The organism is Streptomyces rugosispiralis, assembly GCF_024505145.1.
In the GTDB taxonomy this organism is placed as follows: domain Bacteria; phylum Actinomycetota; class Actinomycetes; order Streptomycetales; family Streptomycetaceae; genus Streptomyces; species Streptomyces rugosispiralis.
This window is the reverse complement of record NZ_JANIAA010000001.1, coordinates 518,184-532,007: the sequence shown is the minus strand read 5'-3', so window position 1 is coordinate 532,007 and position 13,824 is coordinate 518,184. Positions and strand designations below refer to the sequence as shown.

The window sequence follows — 13,824 nt, the reverse complement described above, 5'->3', positions numbered from 1 at the left end:
TCGGATTGAGCGTCGTCCGGGGGCTTGACCTCGGTCTTTGCTCCGTGGATCGCCGACCGCCGGACGGCCCCGTACTCACTCGGCGGCCGGCGAATCACTGTCAGGCCAGAGTGACCTCGACGGGCAGATGCTTGATGCCGTTGACGAAGTTGGAGCGCACCCGCGGGATATCTCCGGCCAGCTTGATGCCTGCCAGGCGCGGGATCAGCTCCTCGAACATGATGCGGATCTCGGTGCGGGCCAGGAGGTTGCCCAGGCACAGGTGGGGGCTGCCCTTGCCGAAGGTGATGTGGTCGTTGTCCTGGCGGGTGACGTCGAAGTCGTACGGGTTGCCGAAGACTTCCTCGTCGCGGTTGCCGGACGCGAACCACATGACGACCTTGTCGCCTTCCTTGATCTGCTTGCCGCCGAGTTCGACGGCGCGCGTGGCGGTGCGACGGAAGTGGTAGAGGGGAGAGGCCCAGCGCAAGAACTCTTCCACCGCGGCGGGAATCAGCGAGGAGTCCTCCTGCAGGCGGGCGAGCTGCTCGGGATGCTGGAGCAGGGCCAGCATGGAGTGGGTGATGGTGTGGCGGGTGGTCTCGTTGCCGGCCACCACCAGCAGCAGGAAGTAATTGTCGAAGTCCTGCGCGGAGAGCGGGACGCCGTCGCGCGGGGTCTCGTTGACCAGCTTGGAGATCAGATCGGTGCCGTTGCCTCCGCGCCGCTGCCGGGCCAGCTCACGCCCGTACTCGAACACTTCGAGCGAGGCGGGGGAGCGGAACGGCAGGTGGCGGTACTTCTCGCTCTCCGCGCTGTTCAGCAGGACGTCGGCGTAGTCGGGGTCGGTGTTGCCGATGATGCGGTTGCCCCAGTCGATGAGCTGCTGGTTGTCCTCCGGCGGCACGTCGAGGAGCCGGGCGAGGACGTTGATGGGAAAGTCGGCGGAGACCTCCTTGACGAAGTCGAAGGTGCCCTTGGCCAGGGCCGCGTCCAGGGTGGTCGCGGTCAGGCCGCGCAGGAAGTCGGCGTAGCTGTTGATGACGCTCGCGCCGAACTGCCTCTGCAGAAGGCTGCGCAGAGCGCGGTGGCGGATGCCGTCGAGTTCGAGGATGGAGGCACGCTTCTTGATCTGGTCGTCGTCGAGCTCCTCCAGATTGACGAACCTGGTCGAGGTGAAGGTCTGCGCGTCCCGGTCGACGCGGACGATGTCGGCGTGACGGGTGACCGACCAGAAGCCGGAGTTGGGGGCCTCCTCGGGCTGCCAAGAGACGGGGTCCTCGTGGCGCAGGGTGTGGAACATGCGCCAGGGGGTCGTGCCGTCGGTGAAGTTGTCGAGGTCGGCGAGGTTGACGTCGGCCAGGGGCAGCGGCTCGCGGATTACCTCGGTCGGGAACTGGGCGGCAGTGGTCATGGGTGTGGGCTCCTTGGCGTCACAGGTGGTAGGCGTACTCGGTGAACTCCCAGTCGGTGACGTGCCGTTGGAAGCGTGCGACCTCGTCGCGCTTGTACGTGAGGTATGAGGTGACGAAGTCCTTGCCCAGCACCTCGGTGAGCGCGGTGTCCGCCTCCAGGGCATCGAGGGCAGTGGGCAGGTCCATCGGGAGGACGGAGGACTTCGTGGTGTCGTAGCCGTATCCCTCGAGCGGTGCGGGAGGCTGTTCGCCGGCGACCACTCCGAGCAGCGCCGCGGCGAGGGTCCCGGCGACGAGCAGGTAGGGGTTGGCGCTCGCGTCGCCCAGGCGCAGCTCGAGACGGGAGCCCGCGCCGCGCTCGGGCGGGATGCGGACCATGGCGCTGCGGTTGTCCAGGCCCCAGTCGATCAGCCAGGGTGCCAGGGTGCCGGGACCGAAGCGCTTGTAGGAGTTCACGGTCGGATTGGCGAGGGCGGCCAGGGCGGGGGCGTGGGCGAGGATACCGGCCACCGCCTGGTGTGCGGCGGCGGACAGGCCGTCCGGGGCGGACGGTGCGGCGAAGGCGTTTGCGCCCTCGTCGTCCACGCAGGACATGTGCAGATGGAAGCCCGAGCCGCCCGCGCCGTTGAAGGGCTTGGCCATGAAGGTGGCGAGCCGCCCTTCCTTGCGGGCGAGTTCCTTGACCGCCACCTTGAAGCGGAAGGCGCGGTCCGCGGCGGTCATGGCGTCCGAGTGGGTCAGGTTGATCTCGAACTGTGAGCCGTCGAACTCGTGGTTGCCGCTGCTGACTCCGATGTTCATGTCGCGCAGCAGGCGGAGGGTGCGCAGCAGGTGGTTGTCGCTGTCCGCACGCAGACCCGCGGTGTAGACGACGCCCTGGACCTCGCTGTAGCGGCGCCAGCCCGAGGGAGTGTCCTGAGCCGCGTCGCACAGGAAGTACTCCAGTTCGGGGCCCACCACCGGGTGGAGCCCCTGCTCATTCCAGCGGTCCAGGACGGAGCGCAGCATGTCGCGTGGGGACTCGGGCGACGGCAGTCCCGTGGACGGGTCGATGACATCGCCGAGACAGGTGGCGACCCCGGGCTCCCACGGCAAGGGGGTCAGGCTGCTGAGGTCGGGGCGCACGCAGATGTCGGGCAGGCCGGCGTCCAAACCGCCGGAGACCGGGACCACGTCGCCCTGGGGGCTGGTGTGGTACACGGCGCGGCAGAAGGCCAGTCCGTGATCCCAGGCCGTGGGCAGGTGGTCGAGCGGAACGTCCCGGCCGCGCTCGGTGCCGATGAGGTCGGGATAGGTCACCCGGACCACGTCGATGCCTTCGGCGGCCAGCCGCTCCATGTGGTGGCGGACGTGCGGATTGTCGGATGCGCTCACCAGGGTCTCCTCTGAGGGAAGGGGGGCGCCTCCCAGACTCAGGGCGCTGGGGGGAGGGGAGGGGCGGCCTCGGACTGCGGATCCGGCAGTGGCGGGAGGCCCCGCTTGTTTGAAGTCAAACGGCATGGAGCCCTTCCCTGCAAGGGGTCTGCCGCGAAAATTTATCCAGATGGATATCTGTTGACTGGGGGCTGGTGTGCTCCTAGTTTATTTGAAGCCAAACGATTTTGGTGAGTAGGCCCTCACCCCTTTGGCTGGGGCGCGGACTCCGCTGCCCGGGCCCCTTCTCCCCCCGCTCCGACGCCCACTCAGCACCAGGAGGACCGGCCATGAAGGTTGTCGTCGACATGAACAAATGCCAGGACCACGGCCAGTGCGTCTTCGCCGCCCCGGACGTCTTCCGCCTCGACGACTCCGGACACCTGGCCTACGTCGCCGACCCCGGTGAAGAGCTGCGAGACGAGATCGAGGAGGCCGCTGACGTATGCCCGCTCCAGGCCATCCGGATCGAGGACTGAAACCATGAGCGCACCCGTCGTCGTGGCCGGCGCCTCCATGGCCGGCCTGCGCGCCGCCGAGCAGTTGCGCGCCACCGGCTGGACCGGGCCGATCACCCTTGTCGGGGACGAGCCCCATATGCCCTACAACCGCCCGCCGCTGTCCAAGGGCGTCCTGGCCGGCCATACACCGTTCGAGTCGCTCGCCTTCCGCCCCAGGGCCGCCGTCACGGACGTGCGGTGGCGCCTGGGCACCAGAGTCGTCGCAGCCGATCTCGACCGCCGCATCGTGGAACTCGACAACGGCGAGGCACTGCCCTACGGCGGCCTTGTCGTGGCCACCGGCATGCGACCCCGGCGCCTGCGCTGCCCCGGCCCCGCCATCGGGCGGCACACCGTCCGTACCCTGGCCGACGCCCAAGGGCTCCGGGAGGCACTGACCCGGCCGGGAGTGCGCGTAGTCGTAGTCGGTGCCGGATTCATCGGCTGCGAGGTGGCCGCGACCGCCGTCACCCTCGGTGCCGCCGAGGTCACCGTCGTCGATCCGCTCCCCCTGCCCATGGTCGGCCCCCTCGGTGAACTGCTCGCCACGGCGCTGCTCGAGCGCCATCAGCGGCGGGGCATCCGCTTCGCCCTCGGTACCGGCGTGACCGGATTCCACGGAAGCGACCACGTGACCGGCGTCGCCCTCTCCGACGGCACCGCCCTTGCCGCGGACGTCGTGGTCGAGTCGGTCGGTTCCCTCGCCAACACCGAATGGCTCGACGGCAACGGTCTCGACCTGACCGACGGCGTCGTCACCGACGATCAGCTGCGGGTCGGTGGCCGCCCCGACGTCGTCGCGGTCGGCGACGTCGCCCGTTTCCCCAACGCACGCTATGACGGCGTCCCCCGGCGCGTCGAGCACTGGTCGATCCCGACCGACACCGCCAAGCACGCCGCCCGAGTGCTCGCGGCCCATCTCCGCGGAGCCGAAGCCGGACTCCCGCCCTTCGCACCACTGCCCACCTTCTGGAGCGACCAGCACGACTTCCGGCTCCAGTCCTTCGGCGCCCCCACCCTCGGCAAGCAGGACGTGCGCGTCCTGGACGGCGACCCCGACGGCGACGTCCTGGTCGGTTACCACACCGACGGCAGGCTGGTCGGGGTCGTCGCCCTCGGTGGCCCGGCAGCCACGGCAGCCGCCGCACGCTATCGCGCCGAACTCCTGCAGCAGCCCGCCCTCACCGCCTGATAAGGAACCCCAGTGGCCAGTGTCCGTGGATACCTCCATCCCAAAACCGCGACGGGCGCCTCGTCGCTGATCCCCTCCCCGCCCTGGCGCTACTCCGGAGACCTCCTCACCGTGGAGTACCGCACCGATCCCGCCCGGGTACGCGAACTGCTGCCCGATCCGCTGGAACTCGCCGCCGACGACCCCGGCGCGGTGGCCCTGATCTGGGCCGACTGGCAGTCCTGCGCCGCCTCCGGAGAGGAACTCCTCGACCCGGTGCGCTCCCAGTACAAGGAGGCGTTCGCGGTCGTCCGCTGCGCATACCAGGGCCGGACCTACACACGCTGCGTCTACATCTGGGTCGACAAGGACTTCGCCGTCGCGCGCGGACTGCACCAGGGCTACCCGAAGAAGCTCGGCTCGATCCACCAGACCCGCCCCCACCCCTACGGCCCCGCTCCCCGCATCGAGGCCGGCGCCCGGTTCGGCGCCACTCTCGCCGCCGCCGACCGACGCCTCGCCCAGGCCGTCGTCACCCTGCGCGGGCCCTCCGAGACCAATGGTTTCGTCAACGGCCACCCGATGGCCCACCACCGCTGGCTTCCCTCCATCGAGAAGGGCAAGGGCCTCGCCCTCGACGAGCTGATCGAGTCCGGCGCCGCGTCCTTCGACGGCGGACAGCCCTGGATCGGCGACGCCGACCTGGAGCTGTTCGACGCGCCCACCGAGGAACTGGCCCGGCTCGAGATCCGGGAGCCCATTGCCGCGTACTACCGGCAGGTCGGCGTGGTGTGGGACGGCGGTCGGCTGCTGGAGTCGAACACCTCCGGCGCCGAGTGAGCCCGTACCAGCACCGATCGTCAGGAGCCCAGGAGATGACCGAACACCTCAGCACCGTCGCCGGAGTCGCCGTCGACACCCGGCACTGGATCGGCGGCGAACGCGTTGCCTCCGCCGAGACCTTCACCGATGTCTCGCCCATCGACGGCAGTACCCTCGCCGAGATCGCCCGGGGCACCGCCATGGACGCCGCGGCCGCCGTCGCCGCTGCCAAGGCCGCCTTCCCCGGCTGGGCCGCCACCCCACGCGCCGAGCGCGCCCGCCTGCTGCATGCCATCGCCGACGGCGTCGAGAAGCGTCTCGAAGACCTGGCCATCGTCGAAACCCACGACAACGGCGCCCTCCTGCGCTCGCACCGCCGCGGCGTCATGCCCCGGGCGGCACACAACTTCCGCTTCTTCGCCGACTGGCTGCTGAAGCTGGACCACGAGGATTTCGACACCCGCGGCCACACCAACACCGTCAGCTGGGATCCGGCAGGTCCCTGTGTGCTGATCACTCCGTGGAACGCCCCGCTGATGCTGGCGACCTGGAAGGTCGCCCCGGCGCTGGCCGCGGGCAACACCGTCATCCTCAAGCCCGCCGAGTGGACCCCGCTCACCGCCTCGCTGCTCGCCGACATCGCCGCCGAGGCCGGGCTTCCGGCCGGTGTCCTCAACGTCGTGCAGGGCTACGGATCCGAGATCGGCGACGTCCTCACCTCCCATCCGGACATCCGCCGGATCAGCTTCACCGGCTCAGTGCCGACCGCGAAGCGCATCTCCGCCTCGGCCGCCGCCAACCTGACACCGCTGAGCCTGGAGCTCGGCGGAAAGTCCCCCCTGCTGGTGTTCGCCGACACCGATCTCGATCTCGCCGTCGACCTGGCGGTGGAACAGTACGACAACGCGGGCCAGGTCTGTCTGGCCGCGACCCGCGTCCTGGTCGAGGAGCCCCTGGTGGACGAGTTCACCCGCCGGTTCGTGGCGAAGGCCGCTGAACTGCGGCAGGGCGACCCGCGGGAGGCGACCACCGACATCGGCCCCAACATCCACCCCCGTCAGCTGGAGAAGATCGACGGGTTCGTACAGCGGGCGATCGCCGCCGGCGCACGGGCGGTGATCGGCGGCCATCGGGGCGCCGGACAGCACTACGCGCCGACCCTGCTCACGGACGTCGCCCAGGATTCCGAGATCGTCCAGGAGGAGGTCTTCGGCCCGGTGCTCACGCTGCAGACCTTCACCACCGAGGACGAGGCCGTCCGGCTCGCCAACGACACCCGTTTCGGGCTGGCCGCCACCGTCGCCACCGGCGACCACGAGCGCGCCGAACGCGTCACCGCTCAGCTGGTGGCCGGCACGGTCTGGGCCAACTGCTTCTTCGTCCGCGACCTCCGGGCACCCTTCGGCGGCAGCCGGCACTCGGGCGTGGGCCGGGAGGGCGGCACCTGGAGCTTCGACTTCTATTGCGATGTGAAGAACACAGTGTCCGCCCCGAAGGGCTGGAGGGGCCATGGGTGAGATCGTCGGGGCGGGGCTGCTCGCCCACGTGCCCACCATCGTGCTGCCGCGGGAGATCCGGTTCGAACTGAACGAGGGGAAGGAGATCACCCTCGTCACGGGCCTGCGCCAGCTGCGCAAGGACGTCTTCGAGCGCCAGGACTACGACACCGTCGTCGTCCTGGACTCTCACTGGGCCACCACCGTCGAGTTCGTCGCCACCGCGCAGCCCCGCCGGGCGGGCCTGTTCACCTCCGAAGAGCTGCCGCGCGGCATGTGCCGGATGCCGTACGACTTCCCCGGTGACCCCGAACTCGCCCACAGCATCGCTTCGTTCGCCGAGCGGCACGGCACCTGGATCACCGCGATCGACGACGAGTACCTGCCCATCTACTACGCCACGATCAATCTGTGGAAGTACCTTGGCGAGGGCCTGCCGGACAAGCGATGGGTCACCATCGGCGTCTGCCAGACCGGCGACATGGAAGACCATCTGCGGCTGGGGCGGGCGCTGGCCGACGGCATCGCCGCCACCCCGGGCCGCCGGGTGCTGCTCATCGCCTCCGGGGCCCTCTCGCACACCTTCTGGCCGCTGCGCGAGCTGCGCATGCACGAGTCCAGCGATCCGGCGCACATTTTCACGCCCGAAGCACGCGAGGCGGACCACGAGCGCATCGCCTGGTTCAAGGAAGGCCGCCACGACAAGATCCTCGACACGATGGACGAGTTCTGGAAGCACAAGCCCGAAGCGAAGTTCTTCCACTACCTGATGATGGCCGGCGCCCTCGGTGAACAGGCCTGTACCGCCAAGGCCCGCCAGTACGGCGAGTACGAGAACTCCATCGGGACCGGTCAGGTGCACCTCTGGTTCGACCGCCCCGCCGACGGCTGGACCGGAACCGGCCCGCCCACCCCCGCAACCCCGCGCAGCCGCAGCTAGGAGTCCCGCCATGCCCGAGCACCGTCGCATCCTCCTCGACGGCGCCGCCGTCCAGGTCACCGTCGACGAAGACGAACTCGTCGCCGGAGACGGCCGCCGCGTCAAGATCGCGGACGCGCATCACCTTCCGCCGGTCGTCCCCTCCAAGGTCATCGCCGTCCACCTCAATCACCGCAGCCGCGTCGACGAGTTCCGGATCGGCCTGCCCGGCACCCCCACGTACTTCCACAAGCCGACCTCCGCACTCAACAGCCACAGGGGCGCCGTCGTCCGCCCCGAGGGTTGCAAGTGGCTCAACTACGAGGGCGAGGTCGCCATCGTCATCGGGAAGCTCGCGCGCAACATCGCCCCCGCCGGCGCGGGGGAGCACATCGCCGGGTACACCATCGCCAACGACTACGGTTTGCACGACTTCCGCGACACCGACGCCGGATCGATGCTTCGGGTCAAGGGCTCCGACACCCTGTGCCCGCTCGGGCCGGGCCTGGTCAGTGACTGGGACTTCCACGGCAAGCGGCTGCGCACCTACGTCAACGGCAAGGTGGTCCAGGACGGTTCGACGGACGAGATGACGTGGGACATGCACTACCTCGTCGCCGACATCGCCCGCACCATCACCCTGTACCCCGGCGACGTGCTGTTGTCGGGTACACCGGCGAACTCCCGGCCCGTACAGCCCGGGGACATCGTTGAAGTGGAGGTCGAGGGGCTCGGCCGCCTCACCAACCACATCGTCACCGGCCCCACGCCGATCCGGACCGACGTCGGCGCCCAGCCCACCGAATCCGAGGAGGTCCTGTCCACTGCCCTCGGCGGCGACTGGGAGTTCCGTGGCATCAGGCCGCCAAAGCGGTGAGCGGAGAGCCGTGGGTAGGGTCGACCGTATGACCGACTCCGTTGAGCACGCAGGCCAGAGCCGCACCCGTAAGCGCGTGAATCACTACGGGACGGGCCGGGTCGCCCTGCTGGAGGCCGCCGTCCGCATCGTGGCGCGCGGCGGCCTGCGCAAGCTCACCTACCGGGCCGTGGCGGAGGAGGCCGGCGTCACCCACGGACTGGTCGTCCACCACTTCGGTTCGCGGGACGCGCTGATCGAGGAGGCAGTCACCCACGCCATCCGCACCTCCCTGAGCAGCAGCGCGCTCGACACCGGTACGGGCAAGGCGGCCGACTTCGTCAGCGGTCTCACCGACATGGTCGAGTCCACCCCGGAGCTGCAGGCCTTCCAGTACGAGTTGCTGCTCGAAGCGCGACGCAGGCCGGAGCTGCTGCCGCAGCTGCGCAGCCTCTACGAGGAGTACTTCGAGGCCAGCCGCCGCGAACTGTCGCGCATCATGCCTCAGCCGGCGAACCGCGGACTGTCCCGGCTGGTGTTCGCCGCGCTGGAGGGACTGGTTCTGCACCAGCTGGTCTTCGGCGAGCGCGATGTCACCGAAGAGGCGCTGTCGGAACTCAGGAACTTGATCGAAGGCTTGGCGGAGGGCCCCGCCGACGACTGACACCCCTCCCGCGAACGGCCACCTTCCCGCACGGATATCACTGTCGGTGACGCCGGAATGACGCATTGGCGCCATCCGCTCATCCTGACCACTTCACCACCCTCCTCGGCGGCGAGACCGGCACGCACTGTGGTTCGGCTTCACGGTGCCCCTCGGCACAGCCCTGAGCGGCCGGAGCCCGTTCTCCGCCAACTACTCACCCATGTGTTCGGGAGGACTCATGACCGCTACCACCCACGAGGAATGGCTCAGCAGGGCGAAGGCGCTGGAGCTGCCCGGGGAGCACCTCATCGACGGCGCCGACGAGGCCGGTGGCGGCGACACCTTCTCCGTGGTCTCGCCCCGCGACGGCCGTGTTCTGACCGAAGTCGCCGACGGCGGAGCGGCCGAGGTCGACGCCGCCGTTGCCGCGGCCCGCAGGGCGTTCGACACCGGCCCCTGGCCGCGAATGGCGCCCGGCGACCGAGGACGACTGCTGGTGCGCATTGCCGACCTCCTTGAAGAGCATCGGTCCGAACTGGCGCTCACCGTCAGCCTGGAGATGGGCAAACCCATCACCGATGCCCACGACATCGAACTCCGCGCCGTCATCAACACCTTCCGCTGGTACGGCCAGCTCGCCGACAAGCTCACCGACGAGTCCCCGCACACCACACCGGACGCCCTTGCCCTCGTAACCCGGGAGCCTGTCGGCGTCGTCGGTGCGGTGGTGCCCTGGAACTTCCCCCTCACGCTCGCCGGCTGGAAGATCGCCCCCGCCCTGGCCGCCGGCTGCACGGTCGTCCTCAAACCCTCGGAGAACTCGCCTTTGTCGGCACTGCTGCTCGCCCGCGTCGCCCTGGAGGCGGGCCTGCCCCCGGGAGTACTCAACGTCGTCAACGGCGACGGCCCGACGGCCGGCCGCGCCCTCGGCCTGCACCCGAACGTCGACGTTCTGGCCTTCACCGGCTCCACCGCCGTGGGGCGCCACTTCCTGCACTACTCCGCCGATTCCAACCTCAAGCGGGTCTGGCTGGAGCTGGGCGGTAAGTCACCCAACATCGTCCTGCCCGATGCCCCCGACCTCGAAAGCGCCGCGGCGACGGCCGCCTGGGGCATCTTCTTCAACCAGGGCGAGATGTGCACCGCCCCCTCGCGGCTTCTGGTGCACACCTCCATCGCGGACAGGGTCACCGAGGCCGTCGTGGAGCGTGCGTGCTCCCTGCGGGTGGGCGATCCCCTCCACCCCGCCACCGAGATGGGCGCACTGGTCCGCGAACACCACCTCGCGCGTGTACTCGACCATGTCCACGCAGGAAGCGAGGGCGGCGCCCGTCTGCGCACAGGAGGCGTGCGCACCCGCACCGAGTCCGGGGGCGTCTACCTCGAACCGACCGTCTTCGACCAGGTCCCCCCGGGCAGCCGCCTGGCGCGTGAGGAAATCTTCGGGCCTGTGCTGTCGGTTCTCACCTTCGACGACGTCGACGAGGCCATCGCCCTCGCCAACGACACGGAGTACGGGCTCGCCGCCGGCCTGTGGACCTCCGACCTGTCCACCGCCCACCGGGTCTCCCGGGCCCTCAAAGCCGGCACAGTCTGGGTCAACTGCTACGAGGAAGGCGACCTGACCGTGCCCTTCGGCGGCATGAAGCAGTCCGGCAACGGACGCGACAAGTCCGTGCACGCCCTGGAGAAGTACACAGAGCTGAAGACCACCTGGATCCAGCTGTGACCCACCACCGCCCCCTCATCGCGATACCCGCCCGCTTCTCCGCCGGTACGACGGCCCTGCGCTACGCCGCGGAAGTCAACGCTCGCGCCCTGACCGAGGCCGTATGGCGCGCGGGCGGCGAGCCCGCAACCATCCACCCGTACGCCCCGGGCGGCACCGCCGACCCAGTGGAGGTCGCCGCTCGCCTCGCCCGCTTCGACGGCGTACTGCTCCCAGGCGGAGGCGACATCGCCCCCCGTCGCTACGGTGCCGGGGAGGCCCATGAGGCCGTCTACGACGTGGACGACGAGCAGGACGCCTTCGACCTGGAAGTCGCCCGGCAGGCACTCGTCGCGGGGCTGCCGCTCCTGGCCATCTGCCGTGGTCTCCAGGTGGTCAACACGGTCCTCGGCGGGACACTGCACCAAGACATGGGCGGCCCGGAACACGAGCACCGCGACATCCGGCACCCCGTCTCCATCACCCCGGACTCGGTGCTGGCCCACATCGCCCGCGTCGACAAGGTTGAGGCGTCCTGTTACCACCATCAGTACGTGGATCAGCTGGGGAAGGGGCTGACCGTCACCGCTCGCGCCACGGACGGGACGACAGAGGCTGTCGAACTCGCCGAGGGCGACGGCTGGTTCCTGGCCGTGCAGTGGCATCCGGAGGACACCGCACACGAGGACCCGGCGCAGCAGCGCGTCTTCGACGGACTGGTGAAGGCCGCGGACTAGGGCCTGTCTGGGGTTGTGATCTGGGCTCGCGGCGCGTCGCCCGTCACCAACGTGCCCGGACAGCACACCTAGTCGGGCAGTCGCTGACGGCGCAGCAGGAACCACGCCGCCGCCGCGGTCGCCAGCAGTACGCCCGCTCCGACGCCGGCCGCGATCCGCAGGCCGTCGACGAACGCGTCCCGGGCCGTGGCCAGCAGGGCCGTGCCCGTCTCGGGCGGCAGCGCGGCGGCCGCCTCGACGGCGCCGCCGATCGAGTCGTCCGCCCGCTCGGCCGCCGGGCCCGGCACCCCCACCGGCGGGGTGAAGCCGCGGTAGGCGCCGGTCACGATGGAGCCGAGCACGGCGATGCCGAGGGCCGCGCCCAGTTCGTACGCGGTCTCCGAAACCGCGGACGCCGCTCCCGCCTGGTTCTTCGGCACGGTGGAGAGGATCACGTCCGCGGTGACGGTGAACGCCAGGCCCGCGCCGACACCGACCACCAGCAGCACCGCTCCGAGGAGCGGGTAACCGGTATCGGCGCGCAGCCAGAGGAGAGCGGCGAGAGCGAGCCCGATCGCCGCCAGACCGCCCGAGACCACCGCCCGCACGGAGAAGCGACGGGCGGCGCGTCCCGCCAGCAGCCCCGCCACCACGGCTCCGGCCGCCGTGGGGAGTTCGGCGAGGCCGGCCTCCAGCGGGTCCCGGCCCTGTACCAGTTGCAGGTACTGCGACAGGAAGAAGACCAGCCCGGAGAGGCCGAGGACGGTGAACAGGTCGGCGAGGACCGCACCCGAAAAACCCCGGTGCCGGAAGAGCCGCATATCGAGCAGTGGGGCGGGGAGCGTCAGCTGCCGCCGCACGAACCACCCCAGGGCCAGTACCCCGACCAGGCCCGTGGCCGCGACGTCCCCGCGCACTCCGTACACCGCCGTCTCCTTGACCGCGTAGACGACGCCGACCATGCCGACGAGGGAGAGCAGCACGCTGGTCAGGTCCCACGGGCCGGGCGCCGGGTCACGCGACTCGGGGAGCAGCTTCACCCCGACGATCACGAGGAGCACCATGACGGGGAGGTTGATCAGGAAGACCGAGCCCCACCAGAAGTGTTCGAGCAGGAAGCCGCCGAGGACCGGACCGACGGCCATGCCCGCCGAGGCCGTCGCACCCCAGATGCCGACGGCGAAGCTGCGCTCCCGGGGGTCCTGGAAGAGGTTGCGGATGAGGGCGAGGGTGGAGGGCATGAGGGTCGCGCCCGCGATACCGAGCAGCGCCCGCGCGCCGATCATCATCTCCGCGCTCTGCGCGTACGCCGTCAGCGCGGACACGGCACCGAAGGCGACCGAGCCGCCGAGCAGCAGCTTCTTGCGGCCGATGCGGTCGCCGAGGCCGCCCATGGAGACCAGCAGGCCCGCGATGACGAAGGAGTATATGTCGCCGATCCACAGCAACTGGGTGCTGGAGGGTCCGAGATCCTCGCTCAGGAACGGGGTCGCCAGCCCCAGGACGGTCGCGTCGACGGCGACCAGGAGGACGGCGAGGACGAGCACGGCGAGCGCCAGCCAGCGGCCGGACCGCGGGTGCGTCGCTGCCGTCTCTTCACCGACCTCGACGGGGATCCCGGTCATACGTCCCCGCTCCTCCGCCGAGCGCCGCCGAGCAGCAGCTCCAGCACCATGTACTCCACGTCCTTGGCGGCGAGCCGCCCGTCGTAGACACCCCACGTGGCCGACGCCATCAGACCGTACAGGGCCTCTGCCAGCCACACGGGTGTCAGGTCGATACGGAAGTTCCCCTGCTCCTGGCCGCGCCGGAAGAGCGCGGTCAGGCGGGTGTCGAGCCGCGCCCAGCCCGCGTTGATCTCCTCGCCCTCGAAGAGCTGGTTCTCGCCGTAGAGAAAGGCGAGGAGGCCGGAGACCGGCTGAAGGGCCGCCACGAGCCGGCGCAGTGCCTCGACCGCGTCGCCCTCCTCGATGCGGGCCGTGTCCAGCGCCGCCTCGGACCGCTCGATGCACAGCTCCTCCAGCGCCCGGATGAGCGCGTCGCGCCCGGCGAAGTGTCGGTGGAGCGTGGCGCGGCTGATCCCCGCCGCCTTGGCGATGTCGTCCATCGAGGCGGTGGCCCTGCGGGTGAGCAGGGCGGCGGCTTCGCGCAACACGTCGTTGCGGTCAAGAGTCATGCGACAA

Annotated in this window: 13 protein-coding genes; 9 read left to right on the top strand and 4 right to left on the bottom strand. The window is 70.0% G+C overall.

Features of this window, described 5'->3' with window-relative positions:
• Window positions 1–100 precede the first annotated feature (100 nt).
• Together NP777_RS02375 and NP777_RS02370 are read right to left on the bottom strand one after the other, a co-directional pair.
• Complete coding sequence (locus NP777_RS02375; RefSeq protein ID WP_256648301.1) at window positions 101–1,393, bottom strand: cytochrome P450; 1,293 nt, start codon at window positions 1,391–1,393, stop codon at window positions 101–103.
• Window positions 1,394–1,412: 19 nt separating this feature from the next.
• Window positions 1,413–2,768 carry a glutamine synthetase family protein gene (locus NP777_RS02370; protein ID WP_256648300.1) on the bottom strand — a complete coding sequence of 452 codons (1,356 nt, stop codon included), beginning with the start codon at window positions 2,766–2,768 and terminating at the stop codon, window positions 1,413–1,415.
• A gap of 329 nt (window positions 2,769–3,097) precedes the next feature.
• On the opposite strand from NP777_RS02370, the gene NP777_RS02365 reads away from it, so the two are divergent.
• The 9 genes from NP777_RS02365 to NP777_RS02325 all read left to right on the top strand — a co-directional run bounded on the left by NP777_RS02365 (window position 3,098) and on the right by NP777_RS02325 (window position 11,662).
• Window positions 3,098–3,286, top strand: a complete 189-nt coding sequence (locus NP777_RS02365; RefSeq protein WP_256648299.1) for a ferredoxin — start codon at window positions 3,098–3,100, stop codon at window positions 3,284–3,286.
• A gap of 4 nt (window positions 3,287–3,290) precedes the next feature.
• Entirely contained in the window at window positions 3,291–4,499 is a 1,209-nt protein-coding gene (locus NP777_RS02360) for an NAD(P)/FAD-dependent oxidoreductase (protein ID WP_256648298.1), read from the top strand.
• Window positions 4,500–4,511: 12 nt separating this feature from the next.
• Window positions 4,512–5,318 carry an acetoacetate decarboxylase family protein gene (locus NP777_RS02355; RefSeq protein ID WP_256648297.1) on the top strand — a complete coding sequence of 269 codons (807 nt, stop codon included), beginning with the start codon at window positions 4,512–4,514 and terminating at the stop codon, window positions 5,316–5,318.
• A 35-nt stretch (window positions 5,319–5,353) separates the two neighbouring features.
• Entirely contained in the window at window positions 5,354–6,817 is a 1,464-nt protein-coding gene (locus NP777_RS02350; protein ID WP_256648296.1) for an aldehyde dehydrogenase, read from the top strand.
• Window positions 6,810–7,736 carry a 3,4-dihydroxyphenylacetate 2,3-dioxygenase gene (locus NP777_RS02345; RefSeq protein ID WP_256648295.1) on the top strand — a complete coding sequence of 309 codons (927 nt, stop codon included), beginning with the start codon at window positions 6,810–6,812 and terminating at the stop codon, window positions 7,734–7,736. Before NP777_RS02350 ends, NP777_RS02345 begins: the two co-directional genes overlap by 8 nt.
• A 10-nt stretch (window positions 7,737–7,746) precedes the next feature.
• A complete protein-coding gene (locus NP777_RS02340; protein WP_256648294.1) occupies window positions 7,747–8,592 on the top strand; it encodes a fumarylacetoacetate hydrolase family protein in 846 nt (281 codons plus the stop codon).
• 28 nt (window positions 8,593–8,620) lie between these two features.
• A complete protein-coding gene (locus NP777_RS02335) occupies window positions 8,621–9,235 on the top strand; it encodes a TetR/AcrR family transcriptional regulator (protein WP_256648293.1) in 615 nt (204 codons plus the stop codon).
• A 220-nt stretch (window positions 9,236–9,455) separates the two neighbouring features.
• Window positions 9,456–10,946 (top strand): aldehyde dehydrogenase, encoded by a 1,491-nt coding sequence (locus tag NP777_RS02330; protein ID WP_256648292.1) that lies wholly within the window; start codon window positions 9,456–9,458, stop codon window positions 10,944–10,946.
• On the top strand, window positions 10,943–11,662 hold the full coding sequence (locus tag NP777_RS02325) for a gamma-glutamyl-gamma-aminobutyrate hydrolase family protein (RefSeq protein ID WP_256648291.1): 720 nt from the start codon (window positions 10,943–10,945) through the stop codon (window positions 11,660–11,662). The genes NP777_RS02330 and NP777_RS02325 overlap by 4 nt, the downstream gene beginning before the upstream one ends.
• Window positions 11,663–11,730: 68 nt before the next feature.
• Here NP777_RS02325 and NP777_RS02320 read toward each other — a convergent pair whose 3' ends face one another.
• Window positions 11,731–13,266 carry an MFS transporter gene (locus NP777_RS02320; RefSeq protein ID WP_256648290.1) on the bottom strand — a complete coding sequence of 512 codons (1,536 nt, stop codon included), beginning with the start codon at window positions 13,264–13,266 and terminating at the stop codon, window positions 11,731–11,733.
• Window positions 13,263–13,817, bottom strand: a complete 555-nt coding sequence (locus tag NP777_RS02315) for a TetR/AcrR family transcriptional regulator (protein WP_256648289.1) — start codon at window positions 13,815–13,817, stop codon at window positions 13,263–13,265. Before NP777_RS02315 ends, NP777_RS02320 begins: the two co-directional genes overlap by 4 nt.
• Window positions 13,818–13,824: the final 7 nt, after the last annotated feature.

Bases quoted from the DNA above. Each gene is read 5' to 3' on its own strand.
- NP777_RS02365 (WP_256648299.1), top strand. From the start codon at position 3,098: ATGAAGGTTGTCGTCGACATGAACAAATGCCAGGACCACGGCCAGTGC.
- NP777_RS02335 (WP_256648293.1), top strand. From the start codon at position 8,621: ATGACCGACTCCGTTGAGCACGCAGGCCAGAGCCGCACCCGTAAGCGC.
- NP777_RS02345 (WP_256648295.1), top strand. From the start codon at position 6,810: ATGGGTGAGATCGTCGGGGCGGGGCTGCTCGCCCACGTGCCCACCATC.
- NP777_RS02375 (WP_256648301.1), bottom strand. From the start codon at position 1,393: ATGACCACTGCCGCCCAGTTCCCGACCGAGGTAATCCGCGAGCCGCTG.
- NP777_RS02340 (WP_256648294.1), top strand. From the start codon at position 7,747: ATGCCCGAGCACCGTCGCATCCTCCTCGACGGCGCCGCCGTCCAGGTC.
- NP777_RS02330 (WP_256648292.1), top strand. From the start codon at position 9,456: ATGACCGCTACCACCCACGAGGAATGGCTCAGCAGGGCGAAGGCGCTG.
- NP777_RS02360 (WP_256648298.1), top strand. From the start codon at position 3,291: ATGAGCGCACCCGTCGTCGTGGCCGGCGCCTCCATGGCCGGCCTGCGC.
- NP777_RS02320 (WP_256648290.1), bottom strand. From the start codon at position 13,266: ATGACCGGGATCCCCGTCGAGGTCGGTGAAGAGACGGCAGCGACGCAC.
- NP777_RS02350 (WP_256648296.1), top strand. From the start codon at position 5,354: ATGACCGAACACCTCAGCACCGTCGCCGGAGTCGCCGTCGACACCCGG.
- NP777_RS02315 (WP_256648289.1), bottom strand. From the start codon at position 13,817: ATGACTCTTGACCGCAACGACGTGTTGCGCGAAGCCGCCGCCCTGCTC.